General features: G+C 51.8%; 15 protein-coding genes. 8 read left to right on the plus strand and 7 right to left on the minus strand.

Features of this window, described 5'->3' with window-relative positions; all coding sequences use genetic code 11:
• Positions 1 to 11: 11 nt before the first annotated feature.
• Positions 12 to 311 (plus strand): DUF1840 domain-containing protein, encoded by a 300-nt coding sequence (locus HC248_RS01530; protein WP_168920959.1) that lies wholly within the window; start codon positions 12 to 14, stop codon positions 309 to 311.
• A gap of 60 nt (positions 312 to 371) precedes the next feature.
• On the opposite strand, the gene HC248_RS01535 is transcribed toward HC248_RS01530, so the two are convergent.
• Together HC248_RS01535 and HC248_RS01540 are read right to left on the minus strand one after the other, a co-directional pair.
• Positions 372 to 1,388, minus strand: a complete 1,017-nt coding sequence (locus tag HC248_RS01535) for a Bug family tripartite tricarboxylate transporter substrate binding protein (RefSeq protein WP_168920960.1) — start codon at positions 1,386 to 1,388, stop codon at positions 372 to 374.
• A 212-nt stretch (positions 1,389 to 1,600) separates the two neighbouring features.
• The gene (locus tag HC248_RS01540) at positions 1,601 to 2,935 is read right to left on the minus strand and encodes an MFS transporter (RefSeq protein WP_168920961.1); all 1,335 of its coding nucleotides are present in this window, start codon (positions 2,933 to 2,935) and stop codon (positions 1,601 to 1,603) included.
• Positions 2,936 to 3,097: 162 nt separating this feature from the next.
• Between HC248_RS01540 and cyoA the strand changes: the two genes are divergently transcribed.
• From cyoA to HC248_RS01575, 7 genes are read left to right on the plus strand one after another with little or no spacing between them, the layout of a single operon-like run.
• Complete coding sequence (gene cyoA, locus HC248_RS01545; RefSeq protein WP_168920962.1) at positions 3,098 to 4,144, plus strand: ubiquinol oxidase subunit II; 1,047 nt, start codon at positions 3,098 to 3,100, stop codon at positions 4,142 to 4,144.
• Positions 4,145 to 4,162: 18 nt separating this feature from the next.
• Positions 4,163 to 6,166, plus strand: coding sequence for a cytochrome o ubiquinol oxidase subunit I (gene cyoB, locus HC248_RS01550; RefSeq protein WP_168920963.1), 2,004 nt, complete (start codon positions 4,163 to 4,165; stop codon positions 6,164 to 6,166).
• 7 nt (positions 6,167 to 6,173) lie between these two features.
• Entirely contained in the window at positions 6,174 to 6,836 is a 663-nt protein-coding gene (cyoC, locus tag HC248_RS01555) for a cytochrome o ubiquinol oxidase subunit III (protein WP_168920964.1), read from the plus strand.
• Positions 6,833 to 7,246 (plus strand): cytochrome o ubiquinol oxidase subunit IV, encoded by a 414-nt coding sequence (gene cyoD, locus HC248_RS01560; protein ID WP_168920965.1) that lies wholly within the window; start codon positions 6,833 to 6,835, stop codon positions 7,244 to 7,246. The genes cyoC and cyoD overlap by 4 nt, the downstream gene beginning before the upstream one ends.
• A complete protein-coding gene (locus tag HC248_RS01565) occupies positions 7,243 to 7,941 on the plus strand; it encodes an SURF1 family protein (RefSeq protein ID WP_238342691.1) in 699 nt (232 codons plus the stop codon). Before cyoD ends, HC248_RS01565 begins: the two co-directional genes overlap by 4 nt.
• Positions 7,942 to 7,961: 20 nt before the next feature.
• On the plus strand, positions 7,962 to 9,293 hold the full coding sequence (locus HC248_RS01570; RefSeq protein WP_168920966.1) for an ATP-binding protein: 1,332 nt from the start codon (positions 7,962 to 7,964) through the stop codon (positions 9,291 to 9,293).
• Complete coding sequence (locus HC248_RS01575) at positions 9,293 to 9,940, plus strand: response regulator transcription factor (protein WP_168920967.1); 648 nt, start codon at positions 9,293 to 9,295, stop codon at positions 9,938 to 9,940. The genes HC248_RS01570 and HC248_RS01575 overlap by 1 nt, the downstream gene beginning before the upstream one ends.
• Before the next feature lie 70 nt (positions 9,941 to 10,010).
• Here the strand turns inward: HC248_RS01575 and HC248_RS01580 are convergent, their stop codons facing one another.
• The 5 genes from HC248_RS01580 to HC248_RS01600 all read right to left on the minus strand — a co-directional run bounded on the left by HC248_RS01580 (position 10,011) and on the right by HC248_RS01600 (position 15,668).
• Complete coding sequence (locus HC248_RS01580; protein ID WP_168920968.1) at positions 10,011 to 11,282, minus strand: phenylacetate--CoA ligase family protein; 1,272 nt, start codon at positions 11,280 to 11,282, stop codon at positions 10,011 to 10,013.
• A gap of 66 nt (positions 11,283 to 11,348) precedes the next feature.
• Positions 11,349 to 12,158 (minus strand): ABC transporter ATP-binding protein, encoded by an 810-nt coding sequence (locus HC248_RS01585; RefSeq protein ID WP_168920969.1) that lies wholly within the window; start codon positions 12,156 to 12,158, stop codon positions 11,349 to 11,351.
• A gap of 103 nt (positions 12,159 to 12,261) precedes the next feature.
• The gene (locus HC248_RS01590; RefSeq protein ID WP_168920970.1) at positions 12,262 to 13,593 is read right to left on the minus strand and encodes an ABC transporter substrate-binding protein; all 1,332 of its coding nucleotides are present in this window, start codon (positions 13,591 to 13,593) and stop codon (positions 12,262 to 12,264) included.
• A 50-nt stretch (positions 13,594 to 13,643) separates the two neighbouring features.
• The gene (locus HC248_RS01595; RefSeq protein WP_168920971.1) at positions 13,644 to 14,720 is read right to left on the minus strand and encodes a branched-chain amino acid ABC transporter permease; all 1,077 of its coding nucleotides are present in this window, start codon (positions 14,718 to 14,720) and stop codon (positions 13,644 to 13,646) included.
• Between the two features lie 18 nt (positions 14,721 to 14,738).
• The gene (locus HC248_RS01600; protein WP_168920972.1) at positions 14,739 to 15,668 is read right to left on the minus strand and encodes a branched-chain amino acid ABC transporter permease; all 930 of its coding nucleotides are present in this window, start codon (positions 15,666 to 15,668) and stop codon (positions 14,739 to 14,741) included.
• Between the last annotated feature and the right edge of the window lies 1 nt (position 15,669).

Below are 15,669 nucleotides of genomic sequence, written 5' to 3' on the forward strand. Positions count from 1 at the left end.
CAAGGTTTTAAATGCTCTACAAATTCAAATCAAAAAACGCTGGTGATGTGATCATGTTTGAGGCTAATGGCCGGCACATATTGCAAACTATTGGCAAGGACCCTGCTGCCAAGGGCATTATTGAAGTGTCACAAATGGCTGCTGCCATCGATGCGCTAAAGGCTGCGATCCTAATGGAGGAGTCTGCCGACCCCGAGCATGCCGACACCATCAAACCCGAAGGTCTGGGCCTGCGTCAGCGCGCCGTGCCTTTCATTGACATGCTGCAGCGCAATCTTGCCGCTGGCAGTGACGTTGTCTGGGGTGTCTGAGGTTTAGTTCTATTTAATAGGTGCGGAGATACGGATTAAAACGTATTCCGCCCTGAATTATTAGTCTATCTTGGCGCCCGAAGTCTTCACAACTCCAGCCCATTTTTTTGTCTCTGAATCAATCATCTTGGTGAACTGCGCCGGTGTAGTGCCGCCGGGATTTGCGCCCTGAGCCAGTAGTCTTTCCTTGATCGCCGGCGTAGATAGCGATTTCGCCACTTCTTGCTGAATGCGGTTGACTATTTCCGGCGAGGTTCCGGCAGGCGCGAGTAGGCCAAACCAGCTGCTGGCTTCAAAGCCAGCCAGCGCCGGGCCACCGGCTTCCTCAATCGTTGGCACATCCGGCAGTGCGGGCGAGCGAGTGGAGCTGGTCACAGCCAGTGCCTTGAGCTTGCCCGAACGTATCAGTTGCAGGGAGGACGGCAGGTTGTCAAACATCACATCCATATCACCACCCACTAAGCTGAGCAGCGCTGGGCCTGAGCCTGTGAAGGGGAAGTGAACCATGTGGGTGCCGCTCATGGTTTTAAATAGCTCACCGGCCATGTGTATCGATGTGCCATTGCCACTGGACGCCATATTCAGTTTGCCCGGATTGGCCTTGGCGTATTTGATGAAGTCCGCTACGTTGTGTATGCCGCGCGCAGCGGCTTTCTCGCTGTTAACAATCATGACGTTGGGTACGCCAGCAACCAGCGTGATAGGCGCAAAGTCTTTTTGTGGGTCAAAGCCCATCTTTTTATAAACCCATTTGTTAATTCCATGCGTGCCGACTGTGCCCATCAGCAAGGTGTAGCCGTCGGGCTGAGAGCGTGAAACCATTTCTGCACCAATATTGCCGCCAGCGCCAGCACGGTTTTCAACCACGAATTGCTGGCCAAAAGCTTTGGAGAGTTCTGGTGCAATCGCACGCGCCAGTATGTCAGTGGTGCCGCCGGGAGCGAAGGGCACAACAATTTTGACGGGTTTATTCGGCCAAGCGGCCTGTGCAAAAGCGCTGGGTGCGGCCAAACTGAGAGCCAGAAGGGTCGAGGTGATCAGCGCAGCACGCCGGTTTTTTTTGAAGCCTAGTCCCATTGGTATTACCTTTGATTGAATATTTATACAACTCTATTAGAGCAGTACGCGTACACCATTCATTCAAGGGTAAACCGCATAGGTTAGGTGTTAACCAGTGGCAACAAGTTGCCGAAAGTGCTTAAAAACCTTGGTCGGTCGTCAATGCTTACGAATAGCCGGTATTTAATAGAACAGAATCCCGCCAAAAAAAGCGGGATGTTTGGTAACTATTAAGCCCGTGATTCCAGCACTTTGTTCACCCGCAGCGCCACCAAAGTGCAGACCGCGCCCGAGAATAAGTAAACACCCAAAAAGCCCAGGCCGAAATGCGCCGACATGCCAAGTGCGATTAACGGTGCGAAGGCTGCGCCAATTAGCCACGCCAGATCCGATGTCAGAGCCGCACCGGTGTAGCGGTACTCAGGCTCGAAGTTTGCGGTCACTGCGCCAGCGGCTTGGCCGTAGGACAAGCCCAGCAGTGCAAAGCCAAGCAAAATAAAGATGTCTTCACCCATCACGCTGCCGCGCATTAAAAATGGCGCAACAAAGCTAAACAGTGCAATTGCAATCGCCAACGATCCCAGTGTGTTGCGTCGGCCAAAACGGTCGGCAATCAGGCCAGAGACCACCACACCAAGAACGGCTATGGCGCCGCCTGCTATCTGCACCGTCAACACGTCGTTGACGGATTGGTTGGAGTACAGCGAGATCCAAGACAGTGGAAATACAGTGACCAGATGAAACAGCGCGTAACTAGCCAGTGTTGCAAATGCCCCGATGAATAAATTACTACCGCGCGCTTTGAGCAACTTGCCGACAGGGCTAGGTACCAGCTTATTGTGCTGGAGCAGACGCTCATACTCAGGCGTGACCACCAAGCGCAAGCGGGCAAATAGCGCCACTACGTTAATAGCAAAGGCTACATAAAACGGGAAGCGCCATCCCCAATCGAGGAATTCTTGTTTAGGCAACTCCGAATGCAAGACTAAAAACAGGGCTGCGGCGACCATGAATCCGATGGGAGCGCCCAACTGCGGAATCATTGCCCACCAACCGCGCCGCTCCTTTGGCGCGCTCAGCGCCAACAGCGATGACAGGCCATCCCATGATCCGCCTAGCGCTATGCCTTGGGTAAAACGCAGTATCGACAGCAGCACGATGGCACCGGCGCCCAAAGTGGCGTAGCTTGGCAAAAATGCCATACCAACGGTGGACGTGCCCAACAAAAACAGTGCCGTTGAGAGTTTGACGGCCCGGCCATATCGGCTCTGAATTTTCATGAATAGCAAAGTGCCTATCGGTCTACCAATAAACGCGAAAGAAAAAATCACAAATGACCACAGCGCGCCAGTCAATGGATCCGCAAAAGGAAAGAACACCGAAGGAAACACCAGCACCGAAGCAATGGCGTAGACAAAAAAGTCAAAGTATTCAGACGTGCGGCCAATGATCACGCCGACGGCGATCTCACTAGGCGCTACGGCTCGCTCTACATCTTTGACATGGTTTGCCGCGTCTAAGGAAGCGCGTCTAGGGCGGGAGGGCAATATTTTACTGGACGGCATACGAATTAATCCATGATTTAAGTGATGTTTTGTAAGTTTATAGGTTTTTATCACCCACAACGTAAATCAGAAACACAGCATAGGACAAAACGTCCAATGCCCAAGCCAGGCCAATCGGCGTAAATTACAGGCTTATCAGTGAAAACCATTAGATTGTTTTGCATGTCACCTTTCAAAACCCTTTGCCGACTACTACCGTTAGTAGTCATTGCCTTGTTATCCGGCTGTTCAGCCGTATTGCTCAATCCGTCGGGCGATATCGCCGTGCAGCAACGCAATTTAATTTATTACTCAACCGGATTGATGATGCTCATCGTTCTGCCGGTTCTAGTTTTAATCGTATTGTTTGCTTGGCGCTATCGCAAGTCCAACACAAAAGCCGAATACACGCCTGAATGGCACCATTCGACTCAGCTTGAGTTGGTGATCTGGATTGCGCCTTTGTTAATCATCATTGTGCTGGGCACCTTGACTTGGATTAGCACCCACGCACTCGATCCTTATCGTCCCTTAAGCCGTCTGGACGCTAAGCGCCCTATACCGGCTGACGTTAAGCCCTTGGTGGTTGAAGTGGTTGCGCTGGATTGGAAATGGTTGTTCATTTATCCCGAGCAAGGCATTGCATTGGTTAACGAGATGGCCGCTCCGGTAGATCGTCCGATAACTTTTCACATTACTTCCTCGTCGATCATGAATTCGTTTTTCATTCCAGCTTTGGCCGGACAGATTTACGCGATGCCAGGCATGCAAACTAAATTGCACGTTGTGGCTAACAAGCCGGGTGAGTTTGATGGTTTCTCGGCTAACTACAGCGGCGCAGGTTTCTCCAGCATGCGCTTTAAGTTTCATGGCTTAAGTACTGAAAACTTTGACCAATGGGTAGAAAAAACCAAGGCTAGCGGCAATGCATTGACACGTGCTGATTACCTGAACTTGGTTAAACCTACTCAGCGTGAACCGGTCAAGCGTTACGGAACAGTTGATCCGAGCTTGTACCAAGCGATTCTCAACCGCTGTGTTGAGAGCAACAAGATGTGCATGAACGACATCATGGCCATGGATGCGATGGGCGGTATGGGAAAAGCCGGCACCTACAACTTGGCTTCGAGCACCAGTGATGTTGCATCCATAAGTGACCTTGGCCCGAAATACGTCGCTGCTGCGTGCAGTGTGCGAACTTTGGCTACTGACTTTCCCGTTGTGAACTGATAACTGCGATAAAAAATCATGACTGAAACTTTCGATCTCACGAAGTTTATCTTCGGACGCCTCAGCTGGGACTCACTCCCATTGCACGAGCCCATACTTTTGGCGACCTTTGCCATGGTGGCATTGGGTGGCCTAGCGCTTTTGTCGGCACTGACTTATTACAAGGTTTGGGGCACGCTTTGGACAGACTGGTTCACCAGTATTGACCACAAAAAAATCGGCATCATGTATTGCGTGCTTGGTTTGGTAATGTTGATGCGCGGCTTTTCTGACGCATTGATGATGCGTGCCCAGCAAGCCATGGCCTTTAATGGCTCCGGTGGATTTTTGCCACCGCACCATTACGACCAATTGTTCACCGTGCACGGTGTGATCATGATTTTCTTTGTGGCTATGCCACTGATCACCGGCTTGATGAACTTTGCCGTGCCATTGCAAATTGGCGCACGTGACGTAGCCTTTCCGTTCCTGAATAACTTCAGTTTCTGGATGACTGCCAGCGGCGCGATTTTGGTGATGATTTCCTTGTTCGTCGGTGAGTTCGGTGCCACTGGTTGGTTGGCTTATCCGCCGCTGTCTGGTATTCAAGCCAGTCCGGGCGTCGGGGTTGATTACTACATTTGGGCCTTGCAGTTAGCCGGTGTTGGAACATTGCTCTCTGGCATTAACTTGCTCGCCACTATTGTCAAAATGCGCGCACCCGGCATGACTTGGATGAAGATGCCCATCTTCACCTGGACTGCACTTTGCACAAACATCTTGATCGTTGCGTCTTTCCCGATTTTGACTGCCGTGTTGGCCTTACTGTCACTCGACCGTTATGTAGGCACAGCTTTTTTCACCAACGACCTTGGCGGCAACGTCATGATGTACGTCAACTTGATCTGGATCTGGGGTCACCCAGAGGTCTACATTTTGATCTTGCCAGCGTTCGGTATTTTCTCTGAGATCATTGCCACGTTTAGTAGCAAGCGTCTGTTTGGTTACGCCTCCATGGTTTACGCCACTTTGGTGATCACAATCTTGTCTTACCTGGTGTGGTTGCATCACTTCTTCACCATGGGTTCAGGTGCCAGTGTCAATTCCTTCTTTGGCATCACGACCATGATTATTTCCATCCCGACTGGGGCGAAAATATTTAACTGGTTGTTCACCATGTACCGCGGCCGGATTCGCTTTGATGTGCCAATGTTGTGGTCTATCGGCTTCATGATTACCTTCACCATTGGCGGCATGACCGGCGTGTTGCTGGCTGTCCCACCGGCTGACTTTGTCTTGCACAACAGCTTGTTCTTGATTGCTCACTTCCACAATGTGATTATTGGTGGTGTGTTGTTTGGCTTGATGGCTGGTATTACCTACTGGTTCCCGAAAGCCTTCGGCTACAAACTCAATGAGTTCTGGGGTAAGTGCGCGTTCTGGTTCTGGTTTGTTGGTTTCTACTTTGCCTTCATGCCGCTGTATGTACTGGGCTTGATGGGTGTGACTCGTCGTATGAGCTACTTTGATGATCCATCGCTGCAAATCTGGTTCATCATCGCAGCCTGCGGTGCAGCCTTGATTGCCATTGGTATTGCCTGCACCTTCATTAACTTCGTTGTTAGCTTCCGTAATCGTGAGTCACTGCGTGATGTGACCGGTGACCCATGGGATGGCCGCACACTGGAATGGTCTACTGCTTCACCAGCACCGGGATACAACTTCGCCTTCACCCCTGTGGTGCACGAAATTGATGCCTGGCACGACATGAAGAAAAACAACTATGTACGCCCAGTCGATGGTTTTATCGCCATCCACATGCCTAAAAATACTTGGGCGGGTGTAGTCATCGCAGGCTTTGCAACAGCAATGGGTTTTGCCTTGATCTGGCATATGTGGGCACTGGCTGTAGTGACTTTTGTGGCAGTGATTGCGATCACTATCTTCCACACCTTTAACTACAAACGTGACTACTACATCAGTGCGGAAGAAGTTACGCGCACTGAGAACATTCGTACCAAATTGCTGAACCAACCGGCTTGAGATTGACATGACAACTACTACCTTTCCTGCGACGGGCAACGGCCCTACCAGTGCAGTTGGCAGCGTTAAAGCTGCTGACAGCACCCGGTACTATCAGACTACCGAACACCATCCTGAGAGCAGCACGCTGCTAGGCTTTTGGCTCTATTTGATGAGCGACTGCTTGATTTTTGCCGCACTTTTCGCCGTCTTTGCGGTGGTCGGCAGAAATTACGCTGGCGGCCCTTCTGGCGCCGAGTTGTTTGACTTGCCATTGGTTGCACTCAACACTTCGATGTTGTTGTTGTCTTCCATAACCTACGGCTTTGCCGTCTTGGAAATGCAACGCCGCCGCGTCAAACCGGTGCTGGCTTGGTTGGCTGTCACTGGCTTGCTCGGTTGCGCTTTTATCGGCTTAGAGATGTACGAGTTTGTGCACCTAATCCATGAAGGTGCAGTCCCGCAGCGCAGTGCATTTTTGTCTTCCTTCTTCACGCTAGTTGGCACGCACGGTCTGCACGTTTTGTTCGGCATCATTTGGCTGATCACGTTGATGGTGCAAGTTTCCAAGGGCGGACTCACCAATGAGAACCGTCGCCGCGTCATGTGCTTGTCTATGTTTTGGCACTTTTTGGACGTGATCTGGGTTGGCGTTTTCACCGTTGTCTATTTGTTGGGATCAATGTCATGAGTTCAAACACCGAACACAATTTAGCCCCCGGCGCACACGCTGCGCACGGACACGATGACGACCACGATGACCACGGTGGCGCTAGCCCAAGTACCTTCAAAGGTTATATGACCGGCTTTGTGCTGGCCGTGATCCTGACCGTGATTCCTTTTTGGCTGGTCATGAGCAACGTGTTGCAAAACACGAGCACGACTGGTCTGGTCATTTTGGGTATCGCAGCAGTTCAAATCGTGGTTCACATGATTTATTTCCTGCACATGAACACACGCTCACAAGGCGGTTGGTCGTTGTTGGCGCTAGTCTTCACCATCGTATTGGTGGTGATTATGTTGGCCGGATCGATTTGGGTGATGTATCACTTAAACACCAACATGATGCCGTCCATGAGTGACATGAAAAATATGCCATGACAACCGGCCTACGGCGCGGACTGGTGGGCTTGCTCGCACTGCTGCTGTTTTCTGGTTTCATGGGTTTAGGCGCTTGGCAGGTCAAGCGCCTGTTCTGGAAGCTCGACTTGATAGAGCGCGTTAACCTGCGTGTTAGCGCCCCTGCGGTCATCGCGCCAACCCAGATTGATGGCACTAATGACGAATACCGTCATGTGCGCGTCACTGGTCGATTTCTTACCGGCAAAGATGTGCAGGTCAAAGCGGTGACTGAAATCGGCAGTGGTTTTTGGTTAATCTCTCCCCTTCAACTCGATACCGGTGGCCTAGTTTTAGTTAACCGCGGTTTCGTTCCGCCCAGATGGACTGCACCGCAAGTCTCAACGCCAGAGGCAAGCGTTACAGTCACCGGCTTGCTGCGTTTGAGTGAGATTGGCGGTGGTTTTTTGCGCAGCAACGATCCGGCCAATCAACGCTGGTTTTCACGTGATGTTTCTGCCATCGCACTAAACCAAGGCTTAAGCCAAGTTGCGCCTTACTTCATTGACGCGCAAGTCAGCGAGCCGGTTGATAAAGCCCAACCTGTCGCTGGCTTGACAGTGGTTGCCTTTCACAACAGTCATTTAGTCTACGCTGTGACTTGGTTTGCACTGGCATTAATGGTGTTGGGCGCTGTGTTTGTGCTTGCAAGGCATAATAAAAAAAGTAACTTGTAACACCTCACTGTTCGCTTGAAATGATTGACCAATCCACCTCCGGCGCGGACCGCTCGCCCAGTCGGCTGGACGAAGCGACTGGCCGCAAAAATATGTTGCTACTAATCCAGCTACGCTGGATTGCCGTGATCGGTCAGTTAATCACCATAGAGGTGGCGTTCTACACCTTGGGTGTGATGCTACCGATACAACTGATGTTGGCGTCTTTGGGTTTTCTGTTGGCTTTTAATATCGCCAGCACGCTACGTGTTCGTATTCGCCGCGCCGTTAAAAACCGCGAAGTTTTTGTCTCTTTGCTGGTCGACGTCATGCTTCTGACGCTACAGCTTTACTTGAGCGGCGGCGCCAGCAATCCCTTTGTATTTCTCTATTTGTTGCAAGTCACGTTGGCGGCGGTATTGCTTAAACCCGCTTACACCTGGACTATTCTCGGCACCACTGCAAGTTGCTTTGTTGCCCTGGCACTGTATGCAGAGCCGCTGGGATTACGGCCCGATCATGACCACGGCATGGCCAGTTTTTACATTCAGGGCATGCTCATTTGCTTTGTGCTCAACGCGGTATTGGTGGTGACATTTATCACCCGCATTGGCCACAATCTACGCAAACGCGATGCGCGTTTGGCGGTTCTTCGTGAACGCGCCGCAGAAGAAGATCACATCGTTCGCATGGGTTTGCTCGCCAGTGGTGCGGCGCATGAATTGGGCACACCGCTGGCCACACTGGCTGTGATTTTAGGTGACTGGCGGCGTATGCCGGCCTTCACTCGAGACGCGGAGTTGCTGCAAGAAGTCAGCGAGATGCAGACGCAAGTGCTGCGCTGCAAATCTATTGTCAGCAGCATTTTGTTGTCCGCCGGCGAGGCCAGGGGCGAGTCGTCTGCTGCGACTACCTTAAGCACTTTTTTAAATCAGCTAGTGCTCGATTGGCGAGAAAGCCGACCCCGCGCAGACCTGCACTATGACAACCAGTTTGGTCATGACTTAGCGGTAGTGTCGGACTCTGCAGTCAAACAAATGATCTTCAATATGCTTGACAACGCATTTGAAGCCTCAGGCGCTTGGCTGCAATTGATCGTCATGCGTGAGGCTGAGACTTTGGTGCTCAGTTGCATTGACAACGGACCGGGTTTTGCTGCGACCACCTTGGCCCTTTTAGGCAAACCCTACAACTCTACCAAGGGCCGACCCGGTGGTGGGTTGGGACTTTTCTTAGTCTTTAACGTCGCTCGCACATTGGGCGGTGAAGTGCGAGCCAGCAATCGCCCCGAAGGCGGGGCCCGCGTCACCATACGCTTGCCACTCTCGGCCTTAACGCTTGATGAAGACGATGACAAAAAAGGACTCGCCTGATGGCCAACAGCACTAAGCCGCCTCTTGATACCGAGAATTTGTCGGCTGCACTTTTAGCGGAGACTGCGCTTCAAAAGCTACAAGAACCGCAGGAACTTCAAGAGTCAGAAGATCAGCTCGGTCGTTCGTTGTTAATCGTAGAAGATGACGCGGCATTTGCTCGCACCTTAAGTCGCTCATTTGAGCGTAGGGGCTATGTCGTTCAACATGCGACCAGTCATGAAGAAATGCTGGTTTTGCTCACGCGATTCGATCCCGACTATGCGGTCGTTGACCTTAAGTTAAACGGCGAAGCCTCTGGCCTTGCTTGTGTGCAGACTTTGCATGCACATGACCCCGACATGCTCATCGTTGTATTAACCGGTTTTGCCAGCATAGCCACCGCCGTCGAAGCCATCAAACTCGGCGCCTGTCACTACTTGGCCAAACCGTCTAATACCGACGATATTGAAATGGCGTTTACCCGCGCCAGTGGCGATGTAGAAGTGGTGCTGACGAATCGCCCCACCTCCATCAAAACGCTGGAGTGGGAGCGCATTCATGAGATATTGGCAGAAACCGGTTTTAATATTTCCGAGACCGCTCGCCGTCTCGGCATGCATCGCCGCACCTTGGCGCGCAAATTAGAAAAACAGTTTGTGAAATAAGTCGGCTAACTTATTTTTGACGGGTTAACTTTGAGTTTTTAAGCGGCTGATTCAATACATTCATTCGCGTTTATTTGTAGCTGCGGGCATCTTCAATCACCTTGCCATCATTGGCCAAGCTAGCCGGCGGCAAGAGCTGCACAGTCGCGCGTAGCTTGGTGACATCGCGCACGGCCTCGCTAATGCGCTGTGCCAGCTCTGGACTGATGTGCGTGCTTTCTACGCACAGTTCCATGCTGTCGTTAGCCATCTCTCCAGTCACTACTAGCCTAGCTTTGAGAATTTCTGGAAAACGCTTGGCAACGGCGTTGATCTGGCCTGGATGCACAAACATGCCGCGCACTTTAACCGTTTGGTCAGCGCGGCCCATCCAACCTTTGATTCGGGTGTTGCTACGCCCGCTGGGGCAATTACCCGGCAGTACCGCGGAGAGGTCGCCGGTGCCAAAACGAATCAAGGGGTAGTCTGGGTTTAGCGTCGTGACCACCAGCTCACCAACTTCTCCTGGCGCTACCGTCTCGCCAGTGCCCGGGCGCACGATTTCGACAATCACGCCTTCATCAAGCACCAAGCCTTCACGCGCTGCGGTCTCGTATGCAATCAAGCCCAAGTCGGCTGAGGCGTAGCATTGGTAAGCCTCAATGCCATGCGTTTGTAGCCAGTCGCGCAAGCTGGGCGGGAAGGCTTCGCCTGAGACTAATGCGCGCGTCACGCTGGGTAGCGCCACACCCATAGACAAGGCTTTTTCAAGAATAATTTTTAAGAAACTTGGCGTGCCAATATAGCCTGCGGGTTGCAGTTCAGCCATGGCTTGCACTTGCTGCTCGGTCTGACCAGTGCCGCCCGGAAACACCGTGCAGCCCAAGGCATGGGCACCGGTTTCCATCATGGAGCCGGCGGGTACAAAGTGATAACTAAAACTGTTGTGAATTAACTGGCCTGCTCTAAAGCCCGCTGCGTGCATGGCTCTGGCCATGCGCCAGTAATCGCGCCGAATGCCGCCGGGCTCGTAAATTGCGCCGGGGCTGGCAAATATGTGCGGCATGCTGGCGCCATAGCGCAGTGCGCTAAAGCCGCCCATGGGGTCGTTCGATGTTTGGCCTGATGTGCCGATTTGGCGCGCCGCTTGTTGGCGCTCTAGTAACTCGTGTTTGCGCGTCACCGGCAGTGTTGCCAGTGCCGCACGCGAGTCAATGCTGGCTGCATTCACGCCAGCAAGAATACTGGCAAACGCGACAGTATTTTTTTGTGCCTGTGCAATTTGTAGCGGCAATGCGCGCATCAAGTCGGCTTCGCGCTGGGCTGGGTTACGGGTTTCAAGTTCGTCAAAAAATAGTGTCATGGCTGGCGTTTAATCCGCAATTTTTCAAATGATTTTTTCTAGCGTTATTTGGGTGTGATGCAGGTTTTAAGCCAACCAGCGTTTACGGCGTTTATAGCTTTTTACGTCCTTAAAACTCTTGCGCTCGCCGCCGCCTACGCCGAGGTAAAACTCTTTGACGTCTTCATTGCTGGCTAAGTCTGCCGCTGCGCCGTCCATCACCACACGGCCACTCTCCATGATGTAGCCGTAGTCGGCGTAGCGCAGTGCCATATTGGTGTTTTGCTCAGCCAACAAAAAAGTGACTTTTTCTTTTTGATTCAAGTCTTGCACGATGTTAAAAACCTCCTCAACAATTTGCGGCGCCAAGCCCATCGATGGCTCGTCGAGTAGCACCATGCTGGGGTTGGCCATTAAGGCCCGGCCAATCGCGCACATTTGCTGCTCACCGCCAGAAGTGTAGGCAGCTTGCGAACTGCGGCGAGTTTTTAAGCGCGGAAAGTAGGCATAGACTTTTTCTAAATTAGCCGCAATTTCAGTTTTGCTGCTGCGCGTGTAAGCGCCGGTCATGAGGTTTTCTTCAATCGTTAAATGCGCAAAGCAGTGGCGTCCCTCCATCACTTGAACCACACCACGCCGCACTAACTCTGCCGGTGTGAGGTTTTCAATGCGCTCGCCGCGCAGTTCTATTGAGCCCTTGGTGACTGCGCCACGCTCGCCTTGCAACAGATTAGAAATAGCCCTTAGCGTGGTGGTTTTACCGGCGCCGTTGCCGCCCAAAATAGCCACGATTTTTCCTTCTGGTACTTGCAGCGAGACGCCCTTGAGCACGAGGATTACATGGTTGTAAATCACCTCAATGCCGCTGACGTTGAGAACAATGTTGGAGTCGCTCATGAATATTTCCGTTCGAATCGAGTTTCTTTAGCCGCTGAATAAGCCTAGCAAGCCAAACAAGCCAAACAAGCTTGCCATGCTGGCAAGCTTGTTACTGAGTGCATTAGGACTGGCAGTCCGCTGCTGTGCGACGGGTCATTTTTTTGTCGGCTAGATATTTGTCCGCGCCGGCTTTGACCATGGGTTTGAGAATTTGCTCGTCGGCGGCGATAAAGTCAGACACAAACTCCCACTTACTACCGGTCCAGGTTTGCACCCGTGCGGTGGTCGATCCCATGTGATCGGCGCAGGAAGTCGAGAGCGGTCGCATCACGCCGGCAAAGCCTAGTGCATCGAGCTTTTTCTGATCCAAGGCTAAGTTCTCCAGACCCCAGCGTACTTGCTCAGCCGTCATAACTTTGCCCTTGCCAAAGCGCTCTTGCGCACGGCGTACGGCTTCGGTTCCCAACATTTGAATAATCACACCACGGGTGTAGAGCACACTGCCGACTTCATCCTTGGGACCAGTGCCTTGGCTGGCGCCGTGCACATATTTGAGAATGTCTTGAATGACTTTTGGCTGCTGGCCTGAAGTGTTTAAGTTCAGGGCGTGATAGCCCTTTGCGCCTTCGCCCACATCTTTGACATCCGGCTCAGCACCGGCCCACCACACGCCATACATTTTCTCGCGTGGGTAGCCGGTGGCCTGCGCTTCTTTGAGCGCGGTCGAATTCATCACACCCCAGCCCCACAGCAATACGTAGTCTGGTTTGCTTTGGCGAACTTGCAACCAAGTCGATTTTTGCTCTACACCCGGTGCTGTGACTGGCAACATTTGCAGTTCAAAACCGTGCATCTTGGCGCGCTCTTGCAGCAATGGAATAGGCTCCTTGCCGAACGGTGAATCGTGATAAACCAAGGTGATTTTTTTACCTTTAAGTTTCTCCAGTCCGCCTTCTTTTTTGCCGATGTGCTGTATCAAAATATCCGCCGCTGTCCAGTAGCTGCCCATCAAAGGGAAGTTCCATTTAAAGGCTTGACCATCTTGCGAGATCGATAAACCATAGCCCAACGTGATGAGCGGAATTTTGTCGTTTGGAACTTTCTCGGTCAGTGCAAAGGTGATGCCAGTAGACTGCGGATCAAACAGCGTCACACCAGCACGGCCTTTAAGACGTTCATAGCATTCAACACCACGGTCAGTGGCGTAACCGGTTTCGCATTCTTCAAACGTCAGCTTCACACCGTTAACGCCGCCGTCTCTGGCGTTAATCATCTTGATGTAATCCTGCTTGCCGTTAGCCCATGGTATGCCGTTAGGAGCGTAAGGACCGGTGCGGTAGGACAGTAGCGGAAAGAATTGCTCTTTGGCTTGTGCGTAGGCATTGCTGGTGAGCAAGGGTGACGCAGCGGCTGTAAGAGCTGCCACGGCGAGAATCAAACTACGTATCTTCATCTTTGTCTCCTGAAATAATAAATAACTCAACGCTGAAAAAATCCCCCCGCTCAGTGCGGAAAAGGCCACAAACGCAATTTCTGTTTAGTCACTGACCAGAGCTTGGCCAGGCCGTGCGGCTCGACGATTAAAAACCAAACAATCAAGCCGCCGAAAATCATCAGCTCTGCATGCGAGACGCCGGCGGTGGAAATCTCTAGCCCAAACAAACCCGCCAACTTAGGCAATATTTGACTCAATGCAATCGGCAACAGCGTCACAAAAGCAGCACCTAAAAAGCCGCCCAAAATAGAGCCGAGGCCGCCAATGATGACCATGAACAGCAGACGAAACGAAAAATCAACCGAGAACGCGGCTGGCTCCCAAGCCCCCAAATAGACAAACCCCCAGAGTGCGCCGGCCATACCAATGATGAAAGAGCTGACCGCAAACGCGCTGAGCTTGGCGTACATAGGGCGTATGCCAATCACGGCAGCCGCTACGTCCATATCGCGTATCGCCATCCATTCACGGCCTATAGCGCCGCGCACCAGATTTTTTGCCAGCAGTGCAATCACCACCAAAATAGCTAAACACAACCAGTACTTAGAGACTGCACTTTCAATCGGCAATCCAAACACTTGCAGGTTGTTCACCGAGATAGAACCAGAGGGGGAATTGTTAGTAAACCACTTGATACGCAGAAACATCCAGTCGCTAAAGAACTGCGCGGCCAGCGTCGCCACGGCCAAGTACAAGCCCTTAACGCGCAGACTCGGTAGACCAAAGAAGATGCCAAAAACGGTCGCGCAAAGTCCACCCAAAATAAGCGCTGGCAATAGCGGCATGTTCGGGACACGCACAAAAAAGTTATACGCGCCGTAAGCACCCACGGCCATGAAAGCGCCTGAGCCCAGTGATATCTGACCGCAGTAACCGACCAAGATATTTACCCCTAAGGCGGCCAGTGAAATGATTAAAAACGGAATTAAGATGGCGCGGAAAAAATAGTCACTGGCCAGCATGGGCACGATTGCAAAAGCGATGACTAAAAAGGCGATGACTAATAGGCGGTCTTGCAAAATCGGAAAGATTTGCTGGTCTGACCGATAGCTGGTTTTGAATTGGCCGTTTTCTCTGTAAAGCATTTTTATTTTTCTCCAGGATTAAACACGGTCAATAATTTTTTCGCCAAATAGGCCTTGCGGACGAAAGAGTAAAAAACCCAGCGCCAACACATAGGCAAACCAAATTTCGATACCGCCGCCGACAAAAGGGCCGAGATAGACTTCCGAGAGTTTCTCGCCCACACCAATAATCAGGCCGCCCAAAATCGCGCCCGGCACTGACGTCAAGCCGCCCAAAATCACCACCGGCAAAGCGCGTAATGCCACGGTAGTCAGCGAGAACTGCACGCCCAATTTACTGCCCCAAATCATGCCGGCAACCAGTGCCACCACGCCGGCTACGCACCAGACGATGAACCAAATACGGTTTAACGGAATGCCGATAGACTGCGCGGCTTGGTGGTCGTCAGCGACGGCGCGCAGCGCCCGGCCGGTAGACGTTTTTTGGAAAAATATACTTAAGGTCGCGACTAATGCAGCGGCTATTACAGCGGCGATCAAATCTTCTTGGTTAATCAAAATACCGCCAGCAAAAACTTTTTCAAAAATGAAGACTGGATCTTTTGGCATGCCAATATCTATTTTGTAGATGTTGCTGCCAAACAGTGTTTGACCCAAACCTTCCAAAAAATAAGCGATGCCCAATGTGGCCATTAGCAGTGTTGCGCCTTCTTGGTTGACCAAGTGACGCAGCACCAAGCGCTCAATTAACCAAGCGACTAAAAACATCACTGCGCCGGCCATGATGAAGGCCAAAATATTCGCAAACGCTAGGCCTTGTATACCGGTCCACTGCGGTATCCATTCTGAAAACCGTGCCATGGCTAGCGCGCCAAATAACACCATGGCGCCTTGCGCGAAATTAAACACGCCAGAGGCTTTGTAGATCAGCACAAAGCCGAGTGCGACCAGCGAGTAACGCATGCCGGCCATGAGGCCGCCGAAAAGGGTTTCAAGAAAAAAAGCCATA

The organism is Polaromonas vacuolata (assembly GCF_012584515.1).
Taxonomy (GTDB): Bacteria; Pseudomonadota; Gammaproteobacteria; order Burkholderiales; family Burkholderiaceae_C; genus Polaromonas; species Polaromonas vacuolata.